This is a genomic window from Neobacillus rhizosphaerae (assembly GCF_937468385.1).
Classification (GTDB): domain Bacteria; phylum Bacillota; class Bacilli; order Bacillales; family Cytobacillaceae; genus Neobacillus; species Neobacillus rhizosphaerae.
Genome location: NZ_CALBWS010000006.1, coordinates 123,440 through 143,451 on the forward strand (window position 1 = coordinate 123,440; position 20,012 = coordinate 143,451).

Genomic DNA, 20,012 nt, shown 5'->3' on the forward strand with positions numbered 1-20,012 from the left:
ACTTACTACTCTTATAATCTTATGCATATTATCTTTGTCACTTACCTTTAATAATCATAAACTATAATGAAATTCCATATATATAAATGCAAGTATAGGGGGGGAATTTCCTTGCAGACTCCAGTTCCATATATTAATATTAATATTTTCATGATAAAAATTAATTCCTTTGAGAATGCTTCCGCGGTTAATATTGGTCAAAACTTACTTGCTGAGTGGCATAATTCTGATAAAAAGAATCAAGGTTTCGGGCAAAATTTGGGTGATAAGAGCAGCTTTTTGGGAACAAGGAGTTTTGTTGACGACAGAGATCAAATTGATTCACCATCTTCCTTTGACTCCAACCCCAATAAATGTAAGAAGGAGTGAGTCATCATGTTATTTGCACCCGTTGCTATAAATTTATTAGGGTTTAAGGTAAATGTTATAGATCAGGGCTCAAATGTCGTTATCGGTCCGAACCAACAGATTGACCTTTTTGTTTCCACGAAGAGAAATCAGGGGTTCGGCGAACTGAACGGTGATCTCTCACCTGTCTATATTCCAATCCAAGCGGTAACAGATCCTGATGTTATTGATGGCGCTGCCGTAAAAAACAGTATCATTTAGTAGCATGGCTCTAAATCCTCTCATTCTTCATGTTATTCCTTACAAAAATAAGCCATGGAAAGGTGAATCCTTCCATGGCTTATTTTTGTGTATGTTTTAGTATTTTCTTGTGAATTTTTTGCGGATACCAATAAAAATTCCACCAACGACAATGATCAAAATTCCATAAATAGCATTGACTTGTAAAAACTGTTGTTCATTTTCTTTTGATTTTCCACTCTTCGTAGGAACTGTCTTAAGAATTGGCGGTTCCTTATATTTTAGTTGAATCAACTGAACAACATGACCATTACTATCCTTTATCGACAGGATCCCATCGCTATTAATTATTTTCTGGCACCCCGCAACATTTTCTGTAATTAGAGTGTCATGTTCAGGATAAAATTCTTTATTATCCTCTTTAAAAATTTCGCCCTGGTTTATCATAGCATGCTGATAGGTTTTAAAACCGTAATCTAGCAAAACGGCAGTATCATCATATATATCTCTTTTTTGCTCAGCCTTTAGAACAATCGCAGTCATCCTTATTTTCCCATTATCAGCAGTTGTGGCCAAGGTTTGTTTCGATTCAGTTGTATAACCAGTTTTCCCACCGGTTATTCCCTGATAGGGAAATTCCCCCTTTAGCATGCGATGATGGGTTAATAATGTTGTTTTCCATGATTGTCCTTCCCACTCAAGCGATTTTGTACCGAAAATTTCAGCAAAAACGTTATTCTTAATCGCATAATTCGTCATCAATGCTAAGTCCATAGCTGTTGTATAATGATTTTCATCAAATAATCCATTAGGATTGGTGAAATGGGTATTCTTTACCCCAATAGTTGTTTTTAAATATTCATTAAGATTTACAGCAAAACGGTCGACACTTCCGTCTATGTGCTCAGCGATGGCCACTGCTGCATCATTCCCTGAGTTAATCAACATCCCTTGTATCAGCTTCTTTAAAGAGACCTGCTCCCCTTCATTTAAATAGACCCTAGTTCCATCTTGGTTAACTGCGTTAGCGCTTACAGTAACGATACTGTCTAAATTCCCTTTCTCAATCGCATAGATAGCAGTTGCAATTTTGGTAAGACTTGCTGGATACATTTTTTCGTCAGCATTTTGGGCATAAAGGACAGCGCCAGTGTCGGAATCTAAGAGTACTGCTCCTTCACTCTTTAAAGGTAATTGTTGACTTTCTGCTGCATAGGTATTTATTTGATTTGAAAATACAAATAGAAAAATCATCATGATAGAAATAAATTTATTCAATAGATACACCCTTACTCTTTTCGAATAATCCCTCTTTGATTTTATCAGATTCTCCAAAAAAATAAATAGTTTTTCCTAAACTTGGAGCAAAATGGGAGACAAGAGAAGGATGGTATTAGAAAAAATAAAAAAAGGTGGTGTCTCAAAAGTATAGTGAAAATAAAAAACTGACCCAAAAGTCGTCATTCAACGACCTTCTGGGTCAGCCTCAGCGAATCTATGGTCTCTTTTTCGAGATTAACAAAGTTATTTGTGCCATGGTAAAGGGTAATGAAGATTTTCTTCGATAGGCCAAATATTTAGGCTCCCATATATTAGTATATTTTTCTTTAAATTTTCTTAAACCCTGAAAGTGGTAAATAAAATGTCCATGTAAGAAAATTTGAGCAGCAATCTTTTCACTTAAAAAGGAAAACCTTGATAGACCAACATTAGCTAATGGTGCCATCCCCATATTAAACCGATTATAGCCCTGTTCTTTTGCCCAATCAATTAATGATAGGAACAGAAAATCAATGGTTCCCGGACTAGCATCAGGCTTAAACCTCATTAAATCAACAGAAATCGTTTGAAAATCATCATAAACATACATGATGCTCATGAAGCCTTGAATTTGGTTCTTATCATCTTTTACAATAGCAATAGGTGCTTTGTTTAAATAATCACGATCAAAGAATCCTAATGAAAAACCCTTCTCTCTTCTCCCTTGAAGCCAGTCATTCGAAACGTCTTTTAAATCGGTCAATAATTGATCGGAAAAAGGAGGTTCCAACAATTCAAAATAAAACTCTTCTCGATTAAACTTATTTTTTAACGCACGCAAACCCTTCATTTTGTTTCCCGAGAGAGAGAAGGATTTTAAATCAACAAAGGCATCTTCACCCAATTTAAAAAATGCAAAACCGTGTCCATGAAGATATGGAAGCATCTCATCACTAACTTGATAAAAAACGGGAGTAAATCCGTACAGGTCAGCTATTTCCTGAAATTCATCAATTGCATTAGATATTTCATTTTGTTCACCAATGGGATCTCCAAGAATGATCAGTTTATCAGCGTATTGCTGGAAAGGAATTAAGATATTTTTCTTACTGTTCCAAAAAATGTATTTGTCATGTAAGAAAATCAAATGGGACAAAACCTTTCCTTTATATTTTGTTAAGTGACTGCTGATTTCTTTATCTTGGCTGATTGAATTCTTAAACTTCCATTTTTTAGACAAACTGTTTAAATAACCTGAAAAAAGAATGAATAAAGCGATAACTAATCCAATAAAGGCACTCATAAACAAATCACGATAATCAACTATTACATAAGGTAAAAATTTTTGCGGGATCGTTATTTTAGAGATCGGTAAATTTAAATACCCTATCAAAATGTACATGGAAGTAATGATAAGGATAACCGACACATCAAAAATTGTTTTCCCCCAAGTAAGGACATAACTTTCCCGATAAAATTGACCCTTTGACATTCTAAGGATAAGAGCGACAATGATTAGGAAAATCGCTTCTTCATAATCTATTCCTTTAAAAATCGAGAATAATGATGCAAGGATTAAGGCGAACATTGTTAACTCATATGCTCTTTTTACACTGTATTCAATGCCGCGCGATAAACCTAATAGTAAGAAACCTGCCGCAACGGAAAGTTGGTGAGAAACGTTAATAATCGGAAATGACAATAGTTCCTGAGCTATCTTTAACCTCGACATAATTCCAGGCACACTCGCTGATAATAACAAGATTAGTCCTGATAAAAAAACGAGTATCGTCAAAATGACATGACTTAAGCTTTGAACAATCGCTTTAGGCAGATAATTCCAAGAGTGGTTCCATTTTACCCAATACATCTTGATGAAAAACACCAAGCTGATGATAAATGGTATGAAATAATAGCCAATTCGATAAAACAATAGAAGAACTAAGACTTTCTCTTCAGGTACATGTAAATCCTGCATGCCCCAGATAAATACCAAATCAAATGAACCTAGGCCCCCCGGAATCATACTAATAATACCGGCACAAGCAGCAACAATGTAAACTGGAAAAAGGTTTTCAAAAGATATCGGTATTCCCAATACCCTGCTTAAAGCAAATATAGCCATGAACACCGCTAGCCATTCAACAATGGAAACAACGATAAGCTCAATACCCACTTTAGTGGTAATTAATTTCTGATTGTCTTTTTTAGACTTAAACGTATGTATAATGAAAAAAATGGGCAGGTATAAACCCACACCTAAAACAGCAAAATAGAGCCATTTAACATCAACAAACAACGGGAATTGATGAAAGCGGGTCGTGACAATCCACGAAAGCGCTGAAACCCCCGTTAAATAAAAAAGTGATACAGATGCAATTACACCAAGTAGCCTTCGCTTATCATGTTCAAGCTTGTGAAAAAAGTAGGTTCTCAGCATAGCGCCTACCAATCCGCCCAAACCTATTAAATTAGAAAAAGAGTTGGCAATAAAAGACTGTTCTAATAATTCTCTTTTTGGAACCTTTAAACTTAATATTCGTACTAAAATCACGTCATAAAGCAGCATTGGTAATACAGCGGCAAAGGTAATGGCTAAAATCAATAATAATATCCAGAAATTTAGTTGATTTATTTCATTTTTTAATAACTGCATGTTTAATCCTACAGTGAATTTTTTAATCTCGATGATAGCAAAAATTAATAAAAACAGCGGAAAGATAAATTTTACTACTTTTAATATTTTTTCTTTTCTAATCCCCAACAAGATGACCACCTATTTTTTCAATCCTGATTTAAATATATACGTTTCGATAGGAAAATCAAAGAAATATATTCTTTTAATGGATGTTTGCTTATGTTCATTGTAGACATTTTATTTAATATTCAATCATCCTTAAAGGCAAAACCGATTTCAGCTTTTCTTTTTCCGTCTAACAAATACAAATTATTAAAGTTTTTAAAAAGAGACAAGTTTTCTAACCCACTCGGCATAAGTATTAAATAGGACAAATTTACGAGGAGGTTATTTAATGAAGTTCTTAGTCTTTAAAAAAGAAACATTGCTTTTCTTTTTAGCTGTAGGGGTAGTGCTTGCAAGTATCTCAGCATGGTTTATGTTAAAAGCAGGTGATAAAACGGTATTTAATCAACAATCGGATACGTCAATCCGTGAGATTCATATGGTTACAGTAGAATTCAAGAGCAAAATGAAAAATGGCAAGGAAATAGAGGCATACCGTTGGGATCCTGGATCAATCTCCTTGAAACAGGGCGAAAAGGTAAAATTGTTTATTAGTGGGATTAACGGGGAAAAACATCCTTTTTATATAGAAGGCACTAAAATTAAGGGAACAGTAAAAAAAGGGGAAGAAACCATTGTTCCGCTTAAATTCGATAAACAGGGAACTTATCGGTTGATCTGTGAGGCACATTCGGACCGAGCCCATAATGGGCCGATGATTGCTGATATTGTAGTCAATTAGAAGCAGAAGAATTTCCTCTGCTCAGGCTATCGAAAAACCTTCGACAGCCTTTATTTTTTTATGTCACTTTAACATTTCACCGCGTTAATTTATTATAATATTATTTATGCAACATGTCTGTTGATTTGCGCTCCAGGCGCTTCGCTTTCCGCGGGCGTGCCGGGGAGCCTCCTCGGCGCTAATGCGCGCCTGTGGGGCCTCCCCGGCCCCGTACTCCCGCAGGAGTCTTCGCGCCTTCCGCTCCAATCAACAGGTGCAAATTTAATAATGTCCACACACAACCAAAAAAATAAAAAAATAAGTGGTGGAAATCTATGTTTAAACCAAGAGAATCTTCCAAAGTGAATATGAATTTGTGTCTATTGATGAATTAGTTCCTGATGATCACCTCCTTCGTTTGATTGGTAAATATATTGATTTTTCGTTTCTTCTTGAAAAAGTTCTCCCTTATTATAGTGATGATAACGGTCGCCCATCTGATCCCCTAATTTTGTTTAAAATGATCTTTATTGGTTATCTTTACGGTATTCGTTCTGAGCGACAACTAGAAAGAGAAATACGAATGAATGTTGCCTATAGTTGGTGTTTAGGTTTATTCAAGGATCACTTAGCCAGGTTAGAAAAAGTGTGTTGCAACTCTTTACGTTGATTTGCCACCCTGTTGATTGGAGCGGAGGGCACTCGACTCCTGCGGGATAGAGAGGTCACGGGAGACCCCGCAGGCTCCCGGACCTCCCCGCGGAAAGCGAGTGCCCGGAGCGGAAATCAACAGGCCAGTTAGCAGGGCCAATCCATTAATAAAAAATTGCCGAGAAATATACCCTTTCTCGACAATCTGAGCAGAAGAAATTCTTCTGCTTCTTTCAATGTTTTATAGATGGTGTTTCATTAGTTTTCACTATTAATACGTTGATACTATTGTATTCTTCTTATATAACAGATGTATAATATGCTTGTATTTTTATAATACAGTTTAAAAAGACAAACTAGTTCACTCAAAGAAAATTCGAATAAAACAGTCAATAAACACATAAATACCAACACTTCACAATATCTTAACAATTACACTCAATTTCATGTTACATATTTCACATACAATCTGTTATACTGAATTTAGGTTAAAGATATCTCAACTGTTATATATTTTTCAAAAAACTTAAGAGGTGAAAAATAATGGAACAATGGCAAGGATTTACAAAAGGGACTTGGACAAAGGAAGTTAATGTTCGCGATTTCATCTTAAACAACTACATTCCATTTGAAGGAGACGACTCCTTCTTAGCTAGTGCAACAGATGCCACAAATAAGCTTTGGAAACAGGTAATGGAACTTACAGCGCAAGAACGTGAAAATGGCGGTGTCTTTGATATGGACACAGAAACCGTTTCAACAATTACATCACATGGACCAGGATATCTAAATGAGGACCTTGAAAAAGTGGTTGGTGTGCAAACAGATAAACCTTTTAATCGTTCTATGCAGCCTTTTGGTGGAATTCGAATGGCTAAAGCAGCTTGTGAAGCTTATGGTTACGAATTAAACCCTGAAATCGAAAAAATTTTCACTGACTTCCGAAAAACACACAATCAAGGTGTATTCGATGCCTATACTGATGAAATGATGCTTGCTCGTAAAGCAGCGATTATTACGGGACTTCCTGATGCGTATGGCCGCGGTCGCATAATTGGGGACTATCGCCGTGTTGCCTTATACGGTGTAGATTTCTTAATTAAAGAAAAACAACAGGATCTAAAGAATACCAGCAAGGTCATGACTGAAGATAATATCCGCTTACGTGAAGAGATTGCTGAACAAATTCGTGCTCTAAAAGAATTGAAAGAACTAGGCACTAGCTATGGATTTGATATTTCCCGACCTGCCGTTACTGCCCAAGAAGCATTCCAATGGTTATACTTAGGATATTTGGCAGCCATTAAAGAGCAAAACGGGGCAGCAATGAGCCTTGGACGTGTATCTACCTTCCTAGATATTTATATCGAAAGAGATTTAAAAAATGGTACAATTACCGAAACTGGAGCACAAGAAATCGTAGACCACTTTGTCATGAAGCTTCGTCTAGTGAAGTTTGCCCGTACACCGGATTATAATGAATTATTTAGTGGTGACCCAACATGGGTAACAGAGTCAATCGGTGGTATGGCTTTGGACGGACGTTCTCTTGTAACTAAGAACTCTTTCCGTTTCCTTCATACATTAGATAACTTAGGTCCAGCACCAGAACCTAATCTAACTGTTCTATGGTCACCACAGCTGCCTGAAAACTTTAAGAACTATTGTGCAAAAATGTCAATCAAAACAAGTTCAATTCAATACGAAAACGACGACATCATGCGCCCTGAGTATGGAGATGACTACGGAATTGCCTGCTGTGTATCCGCGATGGAAATCGGCAAGCAAATGCAGTTCTTCGGTGCTCGTGCGAACCTTGCAAAAGCCCTACTCTATTCGATCAACGGTGGTGTCGATGAGAAATTAAAAATTCAAGTTGGACCACAGTATCAACCCATTACATCTGAAGTTTTAAATTACGATGAAGTAATGGAAAAATTCGATAAAATGATGGAATGGCTGGCAGGTCTATACATTAACACCTTGAATGTTATTCATTTCATGCACGATAAATATAGCTACGAAAGAATTGAAATGGCCTTACATGATACAACGATACTTCGCACAATGGCAACAGGAATTGCAGGACTAAGTGTTGTCGCTGACTCCCTAAGTGCGATTAAATATGGCGAAGTAAAAGTAATCCGCGATGAAAATGGTTTAGCTGTAGACTTTAAAACAAGCGGCGACTATCCTAAATACGGGAACAACGATGACCGCGTTGACAGCATTGCCGTCGGAATTGTAAAAACCTTTATGAAGAAGCTTCGCAAACATGTAACTTACCGTAATTCTGTACACACTTTATCTATTTTAACCATCACTTCAAACGTGGTTTACGGCAAGAAAACCGGAAATACACCTGACGGACGCCGCACTGGAGAACCATTTGCACCAGGTGCAAACCCAATGCACGGACGTGATACAAAAGGAACGTTGGCTTCCTTATCATCTGTTGCAAAGCTTCCATATAGTTACGCAATGGACGGAATTTCAAATACCTTCTCCATCGTTCCAAAAGCACTTGGAAAAGAAGAGGAAAGCCAAATTCGTAATTTAGTCTCCATTTTGGATGGCTATGCCATTAAAACAGGACATCATCTTAATGTAAACGTCTTTAACAGAGAAACACTAATTGACGCAATGGAGCATCCAGAACTATATCCTCAATTAACCATTCGTGTTTCTGGCTATGCAGTAAACTTCATTAAGTTATCGAAAGAACAACAGCTTGATGTTATTAATCGGACTTTCCATGAGTCATTGTAATTAGAATTCTTGGGGCTCCTCTTTTTAAAAGGAGTCCCCCTTATTATGAAAGGGGATTATCACCATGAACGGAAATATTCATTCTATTGAAACATTAGGAACGGTGGACGGACCAGGGATTCGTTATGTCATTTTTACACAAGGCTGCCTGTTACGCTGCCAGTTTTGCCATAATGCTGATACCTGGGAAATCGGCTCAGGAAAACAAATGACTGTTTCCGAAATCATGGATGATTTGATGAGTTATCTTCCTTTCATTCAAGCTTCTGGTGGCGGTATTACGGTGAGTGGCGGTGAACCTTTACTACAAATTCCTTTCCTAACGGACCTTTTCAAGGAATGTAAACAAAAAGGGATTCATACAACCATCGATTCCTCTGGCGGCTGTTTCTCACATTCCAAGCTTTTCATTGAACAGCTTGAAGAGCTATTGCAGTATACTGACTTAGTCCTGCTGGATTTAAAACATATCAATCGAAAAAAACATATTCAACTAACAGGAATGGCAAATGACCACATTCTTGATTTCGCAAAATTTTTATCAGATAGGAAAGTCCCTATTTGGGTCCGACATGTATTAGTCCCAACGGTTACAGATGACCCAGAAGATCTGCAAAAACTTGGGGAATTCATCGGAACACTTGAAAATGTTAATAAGATTGAAATACTCCCCTACCATAAGCTTGGAGTCTATAAATGGGAAGCGCTTGGTCATGAATACCCACTAAAACATGTCGAGCCGCCAACCGAAGAAAAAGTTGAATTTGCTTATCAGTTGCTAACTGCCCATTGGCAAAAATAATTAATTGAAAAATAGCTTTTAATCAGCACCGATTCCAAAGTGAACCGGTGTTTTATATTATTATCCTAATAGATTTTTAGTAAAGTTTTCAAACACTGGTATTTTTGCTTGGTTTAAATTGATTATTTAGCTATTCTCAGATATACTCTTATCATTGGTTAAACAAGCGAGGTGATAATTTTTGTTTCAGATACTCATCGATAACTCGGATATTAATACCTTAAATGCCCTTTATGTCAGTATTTACTTAGGATTAATACTGAAATTTTTATTGGCTTGGGGTGTGGAATATTCATTTTTTGGATCACTGTCAAATCCTGCAAATACAAAAATTATTCATCCATTGTTTTTTTACAAGAAAAAAAGCACTTTAAATGGCAGCTTTATTCTCATCAGAATTGTTAAATATATTCGAAAAAAGCAATATTCTCAGGATGATTCCGAAGAACCCGTTTCCCTCCAGCTTACTTAAAAAAAATCTACATCTACATTTTAGGAGGAAACATGAAAAAGAAACGTTCTTCATTAATAATTATCGCACTTTTAGCCTTTACAACTTTAGTTCTATCAGCTTGTTCATCACAGGGACAAAGTGGTAAAAGCGATGGGTTTTTCCAACATTATTTCGTAAATACCTTTTCAACTATTATCAAAACAGTAGCCGACCTGCTCCATGGAAACTATGGACTGGCTATTATTATTGTTACCATTGTTATTAGGCTTATCTTGATGCCTCTAATGTTAAAACAATATAAAAATCAAATGGCTATGAAGGAAAAAATGGATGTTTTGAAACCTGAAATGGACACGATTCAAAAGAAAATGAAGGCTGAAAAAGATCCAAAGAAAAAACAAGAGCTTCAAGCAGAAATGATGGGACTTTATCAAAAGCATGGTGTAAACCCGCTGAATATGGGATGTTTACCTATCTTGATTCAGATGCCTATTTTGACAGCCTTCTATTATGCTATTCGGAGTTCAAAGGAAATTGCTCAACATCAATTTTTGTGGTTTAGCCTTGGTCACCCTGATATCATAATTACTATTATCGCCGGGCTGATATATTACTTTCAATTTAAAGTTTCACAATCCAACATGCCATCTGCTCAGCAACAACAAATGAAATTCATGGGATTACTTTCCCCATTAATGATTGTCATGTTTTCCTTTAGTGCTCCAGCAGCACTACCGCTTTATTGGGTTGTGGGAGGAATATTCTTAATCGTGCAAACGATGATTAGCCGAAAACTTTATCAGACTAAAAAACCGGAAATTGTTCAAGCAAAGCAAAAATAATTAGTATTAAAAAGAAGCATCAGATTTGATGCTTCTTTTTTATAATATAAGAATTTATAACATTGGACTTCGAGAAATGTCCAGCTCCAGGCGCCTTGCGCTTTTCTTATATCCTTCGCCCTATTAGCAGCCCACAAAAAGTTAAAATAATCCCTAAAAAATAACTTAGGAATAAATATCCATAAAAAATAGGATATTTTTTTTCTTTCCTGATTTGTTCTGATTCAAGGTTCAAAGTTGAAAAGGTCGTAAGTGCTCCCATAAATCCAATTCCTAATAGTGCAATGAGACGGCTATTTATTTGCATACCAGTTATTAAGCCTAATAAAAATGCACCTGTTAAATTGACGCTTAACGTTCCGAGAGGGAAGCTTGTTTTATTACGCTCCTGGATTTGCTTACTTAAAGCAAATCGACTTATTGCACCAAAAAATCCACCGAGTGCAACTAAAATCATTTCCCTCATGTCGTCCTCCTCATTTCTCTTTTTCCCTTCTCACCAATAGTCGACCCTAATTTGACAAAAAAGAGTCCACCTAGAAAACTACTCAATATGTACAATAGTGCCAATATATCTTCATTCGCTTCTATAAGATGAACCGTTTCAAGACAAAACGTTGAAAAGGTTGTATAGGAGCCTATGACTCCAGTTGTCAAGGCTGTTAAAAAATAGGGGTGCAGTTTTTTGGGAAAAACAAAATGAGTCGTAATCCAGCCCAGTAAAAATGCACCGCTGAGATTAATGATCAGTGTCCCCACAGGAAAGCCCTTCCCCCAAAAATCCACAGCGATAATAGCTAAAGAATAACGGAGTAAACTGCCAATTATCCCACCTAATCCAACATAGAAATATACCAATATAATCACTCCGCTAACAATAAAAATTTACCTGATTTAACAGAATCTTCTTGAATATCCATTATGTCATTAAGGATATTTTGTTCTAATTGTGGAATTCTAATCTTGTATTAATAAGTGAAAGGAGTGGTTAGAGCAACATGAAGAAAAGTTTATTCATTACTGCAACCCTCATTTTTAGTTTTTATTTAACTGGCTGTGCCAGAAATAATGTGAATAATGATGTCGCAACTCGAAATAGGAATGTAACTGAACCGACGAGGGTCAATTATCAAACACCTATAAATGGAGGTCCCGCCATTACAGGTGTGGATGTAAATGACACAGGACTTGATCGAAATCTTAATCGTCGGGACAACAATAAAACTGATGTTGGGAATAACCGAAACAACACGTCCAAGATGAGAGTAGCTGATGAAGCGGCTGATCGAGTTGCTGACTTACCTGAAGTAGATCGTGCAAATATTATCGTGACTGACAATAATGCGTATGTTGCTGCAAAATTGGATCGTTCATCGCGAAATGAGCTGACATCCGATATAGAAAAAAAGATCTCACAGAAGGTAAAATCAGTGGACAAAGATATCGATAATGTATATGTTTCTACAAACCCAGATTTTTACGATCGTATGAATACTTATGCCGGGGATATCCGAAATGGCAAACCGATTTCCGGTTTCTTCAACCAATTTTCAGAAACCGTCCGCAGAATATTTCCTACTGCTAGATAACAATTTGAATAAGAAAACCATGCCTGGTATCTCCTCTGCCAGGCTTTGTCTTTATTCCTCCAGTTTCATTATAAGACCATTTTTCACCATTCCCCATTCGTCACAAAGGATACTATAATAAACCGTATCTCGTGCAAATCCATCAGATATAATCCTGTCTTTTCGCAGGGTTCCTTCTTTAACGGCACCCAAGCGGGCAATAGCTTTTTGTGACCTAAGATTTCGTTCGTCTGTCTTTAATTGGACCCGTGTTAGATTCCATGTTTCAAATGCATGGGTTAATAAAAGTAATTTACATTCTGTATTTACTTTTGTACGCCACACATCAGGGTGGTACCATGTCCAGCCAATTTCCACACTTTTTTGGGCAGGAAAAATATCTAAAAATCGAGTACTGCCAATAATTATGTTATGATTGTTAAACACTGTGAAGGTATATTGTGTCCCTTTTTCTCTTTCTTTAATGGCTGTGTCGATCATTTTTTTCATGTCGTCTTTGGTACCTATTTTAGTAGCCATATACATCCAAATTTCATTCGGCAAAGCCGCTTCCCATAAGCCATCTAGGTGCTCCGTACATATTGGTTCTAATCTTACTGATTTCCCCAGTAACTTAAAAGGTTCGCTCCACAAAAACATCACAATCATCCTCCTATTCAAAAAAAAGACTGTAGGCAATGCCTTACAGTCTTCTTAATTAAGCATCTTGGAAATATTCCTTGTAAAAACCGCCGACTTTCCCAGTATTATCGATAATGTAATAAAATTCTTCTGTTTCATTTTTCACATCATAGACTTTTCCAGCTGTTAAAGCGTTATTGACAAGATATTTTTTTGCATCCGTATGAACACATTTAACTTTCTTAAGTGTTTCACGATCACGCCATGATAGATGTAGCATTGTTGCCACCGTTCCTTTCGGTCATTGTCCAATATCTAGTATAATCAATTGACCCATTACTTCGCAACAATATCATTTCCTTCGACTTTTAATAAGTTAAGCATGATTTTTTATTAATTCTGTTGCTTTTTCTCTAAGACGAAATTTTTGAATTTTCCCTGAAGCAGTCATTGGATAAGAATTAATAAATTCAATATAGCTTGGTATTTTATGTTTGGAAATTTTCCCTTTACAAAAATCCTTAATCTCGCTAGGAGTAGCTGATTCTCCTTCTTTTAAAATAATCCAAGCCATCACTTCTTCCCCGTATACTTCATTTGGGATACCTATAACTTGAATATCCAGTACTTTTGGATGAGAATAAAGAAACTCTTCAATCTCACGGGGATAAATATTTTCCCCTCCCCTGATTATCATATCTTTTAAACGGCCGGTTATTTTGCAATAACCATTTTCGTCCATTACAGCTAAATCTCCAGTATGAAGCCATCCATCTTCATCAATGGCTTCCCTGGTTGCATCCTGATTTTTATAATAACCTTTCATTACATGGTAACCTCTGGTACACAGTTCTCCCTGAACGCCACGAGACACTTCCTTAGTCGTTCCCGGCTCAACGATTTTCACCTCCACGTTTGGCAAGGCCTTTCCCACAGTTTCCACTCGTAATTCAATCGGATCATCGGTTCTCGTTTGTGTAATAACAGGAGAAGATTCAGTTTGTCCGTATGCGATTGTAATTTCAGCGGCTCCCATCTTTTCAATAACGCCCTTCATTACCTCAATTGGACAATTCGACCCAGCCATAATTCCTGTTCTAAGTGAGGATAGGTCATATTTTTCAAAATCAGGATCATTTAATTCCGCAATAAACATGGTTGGAACCCCGTGAAGCCCGGTACATTTTTCATCCTGTACCGTTTGTAATACTTTTTTGGGGTTAAATTCTTGTACAGGAACCATTGTCGCACCAACGGAAACGCACGCCATCGTTCCGAGAACACAGCCGAAACAATGGAAAAAAGGCACTGGAATACAAAGCCTATCCACTTGGGTTAGCTTCATACAGTTCGCAATGTTAAAACCATTATTAACAATATTGTTATGTGTAAGCATAACCCCTTTAGGAAAGCCAGTTGTTCCAGAAGTATATTGCATATTAATGACATCATCCGGATTAAGAGACGCCATTCGTTCATGTAACTCCTCATCTGCAACTGTTTCACCAAGCTTGATTATGTCATCCCAGGAATAGGTTCCTGGATATTTTTTATCCCCTAGGACAATTACATTTTTAAGAAAAGGTAAACGCGGACTTATTAGTCTTCCTGGTACAGAATTCTTCAATTCTGGAACAATTTCATAAATCATCTCGATATAGGAAGCATCCTTCCAAGCATCCATTAATAGGATGGTGGTTGAATCGGATTGTTTTAATAAAAATTCGAGTTCGGCTGTACGGTAATTTGTGTTAACTGTTACAAGAACTGCCCCCATCTTTCCGGTGGCAAATTGGGTTACCAGCCATTCAGGCATGTTTGTTGACCAAACAGCTAGCTGTTCTCCTTTTTCTATTCCGAGTTTCATAAAACCTTTGGCAGCCTTTCGGCAATAATCATCAAAATCGCGATAAGTCCAGCGTAAGTTGCGATCTGCATAAATCACCGCTCCATGTTCTGGGTGTAATTTTGATTTCTCTTCCAATAGTTTACCAATTGTAACATTTAATAAAGTCGACAATCTTTCATCCCCCTTAAATATGGATAATCAATGGTAAATAAAACGCTAATAAAAGAATGGTATCATATTTTTGGAAATATTCAATATTTTTGAAATATATTTACTAAATGTGAAAAATGTGTGAATCTTTTTTTATTTGTTAATTAAGGGTTCTCAAAATAGCAGAAAACCATTACAATAAACAAAACTGAATACTCAATCCATTTTCCAAGGAGGGCATTCTTAAATTGAAGATTATGAGTAACGAGCAGTTGGTTGTTTCGTATCGGGATGCATTAAAGACTGGCAAGGAAAAGGAATGGATTAAGATTTTGAAGGATGAAATTCAACGTCGTGGATTAAGACCATTTAAAAATCAATAACATCGTTTTGAATCATACTAAGATGTAAAAACCGCTGAAGCTAGAATATTCAGCGGTTTTTACAATTAAATTATAATTTTTTAACCTTCAAGAAGTAAATGTTCCGGATCTTCAAGCAAATCTTTGATTTTACTTAGAAAGCTAACAGCCCCTTTCCCATCGACAATTCGGTGGTCATAAGATAGAGCTACATACATCATTGGCCGGTTTTCTATTTTCTCTTTATCAATCGCTACTGGCCTAAGTTGAATTTTATGCATTCCGAGGATACCTACCTGCGGACCATTAAGGATTGGAGTTGAAAGTAAAGATCCAAACACCCCACCATTTGTTATCGTAAACGTCCCACCCTGTAAATCTTTTAGTGCTAATTTGTTGGTTCGCGCTTTATCTGCCAGCTGCAAAATATCCATTTCTATTTCGGCAAATGATTTACGGTCGGCACCTCTGACAACAGGAACCACCAGTCCTTCCTCAGTTGAAACCGCTACACCAATATCATAATATTTCTTGACCAATAGCTCATCACCCTGAATTTCTGTGTTTAAATAGGGAAATTTCTTCAAGGAGGCAACAACCGCCTTAGTAAAAAAGGACATAAACCCTAGTCTAACGTCATGTTCTTCGAAAAATTGATCCTTTCTTCGTTTCCGAAGATCCATTACAGCTGTCATATCAATTTCATTAAAAGTCGTCAACATTGCCGCAGTTTGTTGAACCTCTACCAGCCGTTTCGCAATGGTTTGCCTGCGTCTAGACATACGTTCAAAGATGATTGGTTTTTCACTATCCAGAGCACTTTCACGTTTTGGATCCACCTTTGGCACAGCCTGATGGTTTTGATTTTTATCCGTTTGGAAAGAAGTGATATCCTGTTTCCTAATTCTTCCTAATGGATCCCTTGTCTGTATATCCTTTAAATCCAGTCCTTTTTCCCTTGCAAGACGACGTGCTGCCGGAGATGCGATTGGATGCTGACCTATTTCTTCCCTTTTTCGAGCTGGTGGAAAATCAAAATTAGAATCGGTACTGTCATTCTTTGTGGAAGATTCGATATTTTCAGTTTTAGGTAATTCATCATGCTTAAAATCAATATCGGGTCGAGTACTTTCCCCTCTTTCATTCACTGTAGCTATTGCCTCTCCTACCCTGACTGTATCTCCTTCAGCAAATTTCTGTTCTGTAAGAATACCAGCAAAGTCAGAGATAATTTCTATATTTACTTTATCGGTTTCCAGCTCTACTAGATAATCACCTTTCTCTACATATTCCCCCACATTCTTTAGCCATTTTGCAATCGTACCTTCCGAAATCGATTCAGCTAATTCTGGTACTAATATATCAGACATGATTAATTTCTCCCTTCTTCAACCCTCGTTAATGCCGCTTGAAGGATTTTAGTTTGAATTAATTTATGAACATTTGGTTCTCCCTCCGCAGGGCTTGAGCGGCGACGACGTCCGATATATTCAACCCTAATTCCTTTTGGGACAAGTTCATTTATTCTAGGTTCAACAAAATTCCAGGCTCCCATATTTTTTGGCTCCTCCTGAACCCAGAAGACCTCGCTTATGTTTTCATATTTTGCAAAAATGTGTTTAATTTCCTCTGTTGGAAATGGATATATTTCTTCAAGCCTAATGACCTGGAGCCATTCAAAAACACTTTCCTCGTTAAGTTGGTCTGCAATGTCAATTGCCATTTTCCCAGTACATAGAACAATTCGTTTTACCTTCTCATTCTCTCTAGAAAAAGCAAAGTGTTCAATCACCTGCCTAAATACCCCTTCGCTCAGTTCAATTGCTGAGGAAGAAACAAGCGGATTACGTAACAGGCTTTTGGGTGACATGATCACAAGAGGTCTAATCTCTTCCTTAGTTAATTGTGCTGCCTGCCGCCTTAGTAAATGAAAGTATTGGGCTGCGCTTGTAAGATTGACAACCCTCCAATTTTTTTCGGCGGCTGATTGTAAAAATCGTTCTAACCTTGCACTCGAATGTTCAGGCCCCTGCCCTTCATATCCATGTGGGAGCAACAAGACAAGACCTGAATTTTGTCCCCATTTTGCCCTACCCGCAGCGATAAACTGATCAAACATAACTTGGGCGGCATTGGCAAAGTCACCATATTGGGCCTCCCAAATTACTAAGGTTTCTGGAGAAAAGACATGATAACCATAGTCAAATCCAACTACAGCTGCTTCTGTTAATGGGCTATTATAAATCCCAAATGATGCTTTTGCTTCAGAAAAATGATGCAAAGGAACGAAGGGTTCACCTGTTTCACTATCGTGCAGGACTAGATTCCTTTGAGCAAACGTCCCGCGCTCACTATCTTGTCCTGAAACCCGAATGGGTGTACCGTCCGCTAAAATCGTTGCAAATGCAAGTGTCTCTGCTAACGCCCAATCAACTTTTCCCAATTCGTTCAGGGCATCGGCGCGTCTGCTTAATATTTTTTCAAGCTTATTAAACACGTTAAACTCTTTTGGCCATTGAAGTAACTCTTGGTTTATCTTTTGTAAAGTTTCTAAGGAAACCCTTGTTCCAATCGATTTATATTTCTTATCGAAGGAAGGAGGTTCAGGAATTTCAACTTTCTGCTCTCTTTTCAGGGTTGAAACCTTTTGAATGGCAGCCACAAGTCGCTGCTGGATTTCTATTTGAATTTCGGACAACTGCCTATCATTTACAATACCCTCTATTTTAAGGTTTTTTGCGTAAATTTCTCTTACCGTTGGGTGTTTTTGAATAAGCTTATACATTTGTGGACTTGTTGTCATTGGCTCATCCATCTCATTATGACCAAACCTGCGATACCCTACTAAGTCAATAAGAAAATCCTTTTGAAAAACCGTGCGGTATTCAGCCGCTAAAATAGCTACTGCTATACATGCCTCTGGATCGTCAGCATTTACATGGATGATGGGAATTTCATAACCTTTTGCAAGATCACTTGCATACCTAGTTGAACGTGAATCCCACGATTCCGTTGTAAAGCCAATCGTATTATTTGAAATAATATGAATGGTTCCCCCGGTACGATATCCCCTAAGCCTGCTTAAATTTAACGTTTCAGCCACGATTCCTTCACCGGGAAAAGCGGCATCACCATGAATTAATATAGAAAGTGCAGTTTTAAAGTTTTCAGTCGGATATCCAGGCTTGCTCCTATTATCCTGAGCAGCACGTGTAAACCCTTCAACAACAGTACCAACATATTCAAGGTGGCTCGGATTATTTGCCAAGGTAACCTTTGCTCTTGCAGTATTATTTGCGGTTAACTGCCTGTTCAATCCTAAGTGATATTTGACATCTCCTGTCCACCCAAAATTAATACCAATCGATCCTTCGGATGGAACGAGTTCTTTATTTGGGGCATGCTGAAATTCTGCAAAAATCATTTCATATGGTTTTCCAAGGACATGGGCGAGAACATTCAGCCGCCCTCTGTGAGCCATCCCAATGTTTATAAATTCCGCGCCGTCCTCGACCGCTTCTGAAATAATCTCATCAATGACAGGTACCATTACATCAAGTCCTTCAATGGAAAATCGCTTTTGACCAACAAAGGTTTTATGAAGAAACCTTTCAAACTCTTCGACTTCGTAAAGTCTTTTTAAGATATTTAGCTTTTTCTCCTTGTTATATGAGGTTTGAAACCTGTTTCCTTCAATTCTTTCAATCAACCAATTTTTCTCGTTAGCATCATGGACATGATCAAATTCATACGCAATTGTTTTGGTGTAGATTTCTTTTAAATATTGGTAAGCTTCGAGAGCTGTTTGAAATGACGATGCTCCATTTTGGGTAATAATCTCGGCAGGGAGCTGCTTTAAATCCTCCATACTAAGACGATAACTTTTTAGTTCTAGATGCGATAAATCGGGTTTTTTATTCCCCAAGGGATAAATATCGGCAGCTAGGTGTCCATAAGTGCGAATATTTTCAGTAAGTTTTACAGCTGCAATTATTTTTTCATGCTGATCAGGCTGTAGTGCTGTAACAACAGGAATGGGATGATTCAAATCTGACAAATCCGCTTCATTTATTTCCTCAAAAAATAAACTTAATTCCTGTTCAACCGCAGTTGGATCCTGTTTATATCTTTCAAATTGGTCAATCAAATAACCGAGATTCGGACCGAAAAAACCATCAAAAAAAGCTTTTTTATCTTCATTTGGACTGTTCATGCTTCAATCCTCCTTACACCATATGTATTATGACAACAACCATAATTACTGCTACCATTTTAAAAGAACGTAAATGACCTCTCACTTCACCATCTTTTATGGAACTTCGCTTCATTTTCAAATTCCTAGTTAACTTAATAATGGCGGTGTAAGCAAAGCTAGGCTTCACCTAATTCGCTGTCAAAAATGGATATTTTTCAGTTATATTGGATATACTGAGTCGTTTTTGCGACGCTTCGCCTCTTTTTCATATAAAACGAACCTGAAATTGACTAAAATCAATATATTCTTATGTAATGAATATTGTTTAGTGTGTGTTATTTAGGCACAAAAAATTTCCTAATAAAAAAAAAGTGCAGAAAATGAGAAATAAATGAGAATTCCCTTAAAAAGGAAAA

Annotated in this window: 17 protein-coding genes and 1 pseudogene; 9 read left to right on the plus strand and 9 right to left on the minus strand. The window is 37.1% G+C overall.

The genetic code is table 11. From position 1 onward, the window contains the following. The first annotated feature begins 111 nt into the window (after positions 1-111). Positions 112-369 carry a hypothetical protein gene (locus tag M5A78_RS07335; protein ID WP_248734631.1) on the plus strand — a complete coding sequence of 86 codons (258 nt, stop codon included), beginning with the start codon at positions 112-114 and terminating at the stop codon, positions 367-369. A 6-nt stretch (positions 370-375) separates the two neighbouring features. Further along, positions 376-609: a hypothetical protein gene (locus M5A78_RS07340; protein ID WP_248734632.1), complete on the plus strand. Its 234-nt coding sequence runs from the start codon at positions 376-378 to the stop codon at positions 607-609. 96 nt (positions 610-705) lie between these two features. Here M5A78_RS07340 and M5A78_RS07345 read toward each other — a convergent pair whose 3' ends face one another. Both M5A78_RS07345 and mprF read right to left on the minus strand, forming a co-directional pair. Then, positions 706-1,875, minus strand: coding sequence for a D-alanyl-D-alanine carboxypeptidase family protein (locus M5A78_RS07345; protein ID WP_406603674.1), 1,170 nt, complete (start codon positions 1,873-1,875; stop codon positions 706-708). A 208-nt stretch (positions 1,876-2,083) separates the two neighbouring features. Next, positions 2,084-4,612 (minus strand): bifunctional lysylphosphatidylglycerol flippase/synthetase MprF, encoded by a 2,529-nt coding sequence (mprF, locus tag M5A78_RS07350; RefSeq protein ID WP_248734634.1) that lies wholly within the window; start codon positions 4,610-4,612, stop codon positions 2,084-2,086. 268 nt (positions 4,613-4,880) lie between these two features. On the opposite strand from mprF, the gene M5A78_RS07355 reads away from it, so the two are divergent. The 5 genes and pseudogenes from M5A78_RS07355 (at position 4,881) to yidC (ending at position 10,830) form a co-directional block, all read left to right on the plus strand. Further along, positions 4,881-5,333: a cupredoxin domain-containing protein gene (locus M5A78_RS07355; RefSeq protein WP_248734635.1), complete on the plus strand. Its 453-nt coding sequence runs from the start codon at positions 4,881-4,883 to the stop codon at positions 5,331-5,333. 331 nt (positions 5,334-5,664) lie between these two features. Then, positions 5,665-5,928 (plus strand): annotated as a pseudogene (locus M5A78_RS07360) (transposase); the annotation flags it as partial. 578 nt (positions 5,929-6,506) lie between these two features. Further along, a complete protein-coding gene (gene pflB / locus M5A78_RS07365; protein WP_248734636.1) occupies positions 6,507-8,732 on the plus strand; it encodes a formate C-acetyltransferase in 2,226 nt (741 codons plus the stop codon). A gap of 64 nt (positions 8,733-8,796) precedes the next feature. Continuing rightward, a complete protein-coding gene (pflA, locus tag M5A78_RS07370; RefSeq protein WP_248734637.1) occupies positions 8,797-9,534 on the plus strand; it encodes a pyruvate formate-lyase-activating protein in 738 nt (245 codons plus the stop codon). A gap of 504 nt (positions 9,535-10,038) precedes the next feature. Next, positions 10,039-10,830, plus strand: a complete 792-nt coding sequence (gene yidC, locus M5A78_RS07375) for a membrane protein insertase YidC (protein ID WP_248734638.1) — start codon at positions 10,039-10,041, stop codon at positions 10,828-10,830. Between the two features lie 106 nt (positions 10,831-10,936). On the opposite strand, the gene crcB (M5A78_RS07380) is transcribed toward yidC, so the two are convergent. Both crcB (M5A78_RS07380) and crcB (M5A78_RS07385) read right to left on the minus strand, forming a co-directional pair. Continuing rightward, positions 10,937-11,296 carry a fluoride efflux transporter CrcB gene (crcB, locus tag M5A78_RS07380; RefSeq protein WP_248734639.1) on the minus strand — a complete coding sequence of 120 codons (360 nt, stop codon included), beginning with the start codon at positions 11,294-11,296 and terminating at the stop codon, positions 10,937-10,939. Next, the gene (gene crcB, locus M5A78_RS07385) at positions 11,293-11,688 is read right to left on the minus strand and encodes a fluoride efflux transporter CrcB (RefSeq protein ID WP_248734640.1); all 396 of its coding nucleotides are present in this window, start codon (positions 11,686-11,688) and stop codon (positions 11,293-11,295) included. Before crcB (M5A78_RS07385) ends, crcB (M5A78_RS07380) begins: the two co-directional genes overlap by 4 nt. 140 nt (positions 11,689-11,828) lie before the next feature. Between crcB (M5A78_RS07385) and M5A78_RS07390 the strand changes: the two genes are divergently transcribed. Further along, positions 11,829-12,419 (plus strand): YhcN/YlaJ family sporulation lipoprotein, encoded by a 591-nt coding sequence (locus M5A78_RS07390; protein WP_248734641.1) that lies wholly within the window; start codon positions 11,829-11,831, stop codon positions 12,417-12,419. A 51-nt stretch (positions 12,420-12,470) separates the two neighbouring features. Here the strand turns inward: M5A78_RS07390 and M5A78_RS07395 are convergent, their stop codons facing one another. The 3 genes from M5A78_RS07395 to M5A78_RS07405 all read right to left on the minus strand — a co-directional run bounded on the left by M5A78_RS07395 (position 12,471) and on the right by M5A78_RS07405 (position 15,060). Then, positions 12,471-13,058, minus strand: coding sequence for a GNAT family N-acetyltransferase (locus tag M5A78_RS07395; protein WP_248734673.1), 588 nt, complete (start codon positions 13,056-13,058; stop codon positions 12,471-12,473). A gap of 58 nt (positions 13,059-13,116) precedes the next feature. After that, positions 13,117-13,320 (minus strand): DUF6501 family protein, encoded by a 204-nt coding sequence (locus tag M5A78_RS07400; protein WP_248734642.1) that lies wholly within the window; start codon positions 13,318-13,320, stop codon positions 13,117-13,119. 96 nt (positions 13,321-13,416) lie between these two features. Beyond that, complete coding sequence (locus tag M5A78_RS07405) at positions 13,417-15,060, minus strand: AMP-binding protein (protein WP_248734643.1); 1,644 nt, start codon at positions 15,058-15,060, stop codon at positions 13,417-13,419. Between the two features lie 236 nt (positions 15,061-15,296). Here M5A78_RS07405 and sda point away from each other — a divergent pair, with 236 nt between their 5' ends. After that, the gene (sda, locus tag M5A78_RS07410) at positions 15,297-15,422 is read left to right on the plus strand and encodes a sporulation histidine kinase inhibitor Sda (RefSeq protein ID WP_396954580.1); all 126 of its coding nucleotides are present in this window, start codon (positions 15,297-15,299) and stop codon (positions 15,420-15,422) included. 80 nt (positions 15,423-15,502) lie between these two features. Here the strand turns inward: sda and odhB are convergent, their stop codons facing one another. Then, positions 15,503-16,771 (minus strand): 2-oxoglutarate dehydrogenase complex dihydrolipoyllysine-residue succinyltransferase, encoded by a 1,269-nt coding sequence (odhB, locus tag M5A78_RS07415; protein WP_248734645.1) that lies wholly within the window; start codon positions 16,769-16,771, stop codon positions 15,503-15,505. A 2-nt stretch (positions 16,772-16,773) separates the two neighbouring features. Then, complete coding sequence (locus tag M5A78_RS07420) at positions 16,774-19,614, minus strand: 2-oxoglutarate dehydrogenase E1 component (RefSeq protein WP_248734646.1); 2,841 nt, start codon at positions 19,612-19,614, stop codon at positions 16,774-16,776. Positions 19,615-20,012: the final 398 nt, after the last annotated feature.